Source organism: Longimicrobiaceae bacterium (assembly GCA_035696245.1).
Classification (GTDB): Bacteria; Gemmatimonadota; Gemmatimonadetes; order Longimicrobiales; family Longimicrobiaceae; genus DASRQW01.
On sequence record DASRQW010000200.1, the window covers coordinates 1 to 3,539 of the forward strand.

At 73.1% G+C, this 3,539-nt stretch carries 5 protein-coding genes; all 5 read left to right on the forward strand.

From position 1 onward, the window contains the following. A partial coding sequence (gene allB / locus VFE05_09450; GenBank protein HET6230282.1) for an allantoinase AllB occupies positions 1-1,317 on the forward strand: 1,317 nt, incomplete at its 5' end. Next, positions 1,314-2,321, forward strand: a complete 1,008-nt coding sequence (alc, locus tag VFE05_09455; GenBank protein HET6230283.1) for an allantoicase — start codon at positions 1,314-1,316, stop codon at positions 2,319-2,321. The genes allB and alc, both read left to right, overlap by 4 nt. Beyond that, a complete protein-coding gene (gene uraD, locus VFE05_09460; protein ID HET6230284.1) occupies positions 2,318-2,827 on the forward strand; it encodes a 2-oxo-4-hydroxy-4-carboxy-5-ureidoimidazoline decarboxylase in 510 nt (169 codons plus the stop codon). The genes alc and uraD overlap by 4 nt, the downstream gene beginning before the upstream one ends. Continuing rightward, positions 2,824-3,162: a hydroxyisourate hydrolase gene (uraH, locus tag VFE05_09465; GenBank protein HET6230285.1), complete on the forward strand. Its 339-nt coding sequence runs from the start codon at positions 2,824-2,826 to the stop codon at positions 3,160-3,162. Before uraD ends, uraH begins: the two co-directional genes overlap by 4 nt. Before the next feature lie 7 nt (positions 3,163-3,169). Continuing rightward, the coding region (locus VFE05_09470) for a hypothetical protein (protein HET6230286.1) at positions 3,170-3,539 on the forward strand (370 nt) is incomplete at its 3' end.

Genomic DNA, 3,539 nt, shown 5'->3' on the forward strand with positions numbered 1-3,539 from the left:
GAGGATACGCATGCGGCGTCCATCCACGTGCGCGGCGGTGTGATCGTCGGCGTCGGCGCGTACGACGACGTGCCGCCCGCGCGCGAGGTGGTGGACGCGGGCGACGACGTGGTGATGCCCGGGCTGGTGGACACGCACGTCCACGTGAACGAGCCCGGCCGCACCGAGTGGGAAGGCTGGGAGACGGCCACGCGCGCCGCGGCCGCGGGCGGCGTGACGACCATCGTGGACATGCCGCTGAACAGCGTGCCCGCCACGACGTCCGTCGACGGGCTGCGCGCGAAGGTCGCGGCGACGGAGGGGCGCACGAGCGTCGACGTCGGCTTCTGGGGCGGCGTCGTCCCCGGCAACGCGGGCGAGTTGGGGGCGCTGTTGGACGCCGGTGTACTCGGCTTCAAGTGCTTCCTCGTGCACTCCGGCGTGGACGAGTTCCCGGGCGTGGACGAGGCCGACCTGCGCCTGGCGATGCCCATCCTCGCCGCCCGCAACGCCGTCCTCCTCGTCCACGCGGAGCTGCCGGGCCCCATCGACGCCGCCACGGCCGCGCTGGGGGATGCGGACCCGCGCATCTACGCCACCTACCTGCGCTCCCGCCCTCCATCCGCCGAGACGGAGGCGGTCGAGCTCGTCCTGCGCCTGGCGCGGGAGACGGGCTGCCGGGTGCACGTCGTCCATCTCGCCGCGGCGGAAGCGGTGCCGGCGCTGCGAGCTGCCCGCGCCGAAGGACTTCCCGTCACGGTGGAGACCTGCCCGCACTACCTCCGCTTCGACGCGGAGGAGGTCGCGGACGGCGCGACGGAGCTGAAGTGCGCGCCGCCCATCCGCGGCGAGACCAACCGCGAGCACCTGTGGGACGCGCTCGCCGAGGGCGTGATCGACCTGATCGCGACCGACCACTCGCCCTGCCCGCCCGCGATGAAGCTGCTGGACGAGGGCGACTTCCTGCGCGCCTGGGGCGGCATCGCCTCGCTCCAGCTCTCGCTGCCGGCGGTGTGGACCGAGGCGCGGACGCGCGGCCACACCTTCCGCCAGCTCGCGCAGTGGATGTGCGCCGCGCCCGCGCGCCTGGCCGGGCTGGAGCATCGGAAAGGCTCCATCGCCCTGGGCCGCGACGCGGACATCGTCATCTGGAACCCGGATGCGGAGTTCGTGGTGGACCCCGCGCGCCTGCACCACCGGCACCCGGTCACGCCGTACGCAGGGGCGATCCTCGCGGGCGCGGTCCGCGCGACTTACCTTCGCGGCATGCGCATCTTCGGTGAGGGCCGCGTGGGCGCGGCGGCGGCGGGCAGGCTCATCCTGGGAACGGACCGATGAACGACTTCACGCGGCTGGTGGACCTGGCGGCCGAGCGGCTGGGCGGCGCGGTGCCGCTGGCGAACGACGAGTTCTTCGCCCCGCGCGAGAGCCTGCTGCGCGCTCAAGCGCCGGAGTGGCGCGAGGGCGAGTACACGGACCGCGGCAAGTGGATGGATGGCTGGGAGACGCGCCGCCGCCGCACGCCCGGCCACGACTGGTGCATCGTCCGCCTCGGCATGCCCGGCGTGATCCACGGCTTCGACGTCAACACCGCCTTCTTCACCGGAAACTACCCCGAGCACTGCTCCATCGAGGCCTGCGCGGTAGATGGCCAGCCGGACCCCGCCGCCCTCGCCGCGGACGACTCGCTTTGGACGGAGATCCTGCCGAAATCCGCCCTCCAGGGCGACTCGCAGAACCTCTTCCCCGTCGCCTCGCGCGAGCGGTGGACGCACCTCCGCTTCCACATCTACCCGGACGGCGGCGTGGCGCGGCTGCGCGTGCACGGTGACGTCGCGCCGGACTGGCGGCGCCTCGCGGCGCGCGGCGGCGAGGTGGACCTCGCGGCGATGGAGAACGGCGGGCTCGTCCTCCGCTGCAGCGACATGCACTACGGCAACCCGGCGAACATGACGCTCCCCGGCCGCTCCACGCACATGGGCGACGGGTGGGAGACGAAGCGCCGCCGCGGCCCCGGCCACGACTGGAGCATCGTCCGGCTGGGCGCGCCGGGCACCGTGCGCCGCATCGAGATCGACACCGACCACTTCAAGGGCAACGCACCCGGAAGCTGCTCGGTCGAGGCGATTCACGCCCCCGGCGCCACCGCCGAAGAGCTGAGCGAGCTGTCGCGGCCGTGGACGCCGCTGCTGGAGCGCACCGACCTCCAGCCGCACACGCGCCACCGCTTCGAGGACGAGGTCGCCGCGCTGCCGCCCGTCACCCACGTCCGCATCAACATCTACCCGGACGGCGGGATTGCGCGCTTCCGCGTGCTCGGCACCCCGGAGCTGGGGGGATGACGGACGGCCTGGACCGCCTCAACCGCCTCTCGCCCGCCGAGGCGGAGGCGGAGCTTCTGCGCTGCTGCGGCTCCACCGCGTGGGCCCGCCGCGTCGTCGCCGCCCGCCCGTTCGCGAGCGAGGCCGCGCTGCTCGCGGAGGCCGATGCCGCGTGGGCGTCCGCCAGCCGCGACGACGTGCTGGAGGCGTTCAGCCGCCATCCGCGCATCGGCGAGCAGAAGGCGGAGAAGCCCGCGGCGGCCACCGGCGAGTGGTCGCGCCAGGAGCAGGCGGGCGTCAGCGACGCCACCGACGACGTGCGCCGTGAGCTGGCGGAAGGGAACGCGGCGTACTTCGACCGCTTCGGCTACATCTTCCTGGTCTGCGCCACCGGCAAGTCGGCGGAGGAGATGCTGGGCCTCCTGCGCGCCCGCCTGGGCAACGCGCCCGACGACGAGCTCCGCGTCGCCGCCGAGGAGCAGCGCAAGATCATGCACATCCGCCTCCGCAAGCTGCTTATCGCATGAGCTCGCTCTCCACGCACGTCCTCGACACCGCCACCGGTCTGCCCGCGGCCGGCGTCCACGTCGTGCTCGAACGCCTCGACCTCTCCGGCCCGACCGCGCTCGCCGACGAGCGGACGGACGCCGACGGGCGGGTGCGCGCGCTGCTTCCCGTCGGCGGGTTACAGGCCGCCACGTACCGCCTGCGCTTCGACACGGGCGAATACTTCCGGCGCGCCGGCGGTGAGCCGTTCTTTCCCGAGGTCTCCATCGTCTTCAGCGTGGCCGACGCCGCGCGGCACCACCACGTGCCGCTGCTGCTGAGCCCGTACGGCTACTCCACCTACCGCGGGAGCTGACCCACACGTGAGTTCCACACTCGGCGCGAACAGCTACGGCAAGTCCGGCATCCGCCTCTTCCACGTCGCCCGGGACGGCGATCGCCACGAGGTCGCGGACCTGACCGTGGCGGTGGCGCTGGAGGGCGATTTCGAGACGGCGCACACCGTGGGCGACAACGCCGGCATCCTCGCCACCGACACCATGAAGAACACCGTGTACGCCATGGCGCGCACTCATGGGGTGGGCGAGCCGGAGGAGTTCGGGCTGCTGCTGGCGCGTCATTTCCTGGGCGCGGTGGCGCACGTCTCTCGCGTCCGCATAAGCATCCAGCAGCACGTGTGGGAGCGAATGAGCGTGGGCGGGCACGAGCACACCCACTCGTTCCGCAAAGCGG

What these genes read in the sequence shown, in the direction of transcription:
- uraH (HET6230285.1), top strand. Translation starts at nt 2,824, where the DNA reads ATGAGCTCGCTCTCCACGCACGTCCTCGACACCGCCACCGGTCTGCCC.
- alc (HET6230283.1), top strand. Translation starts at nt 1,314, where the DNA reads ATGAACGACTTCACGCGGCTGGTGGACCTGGCGGCCGAGCGGCTGGGC.
- uraD (HET6230284.1), top strand. Translation starts at nt 2,318, where the DNA reads ATGACGGACGGCCTGGACCGCCTCAACCGCCTCTCGCCCGCCGAGGCG.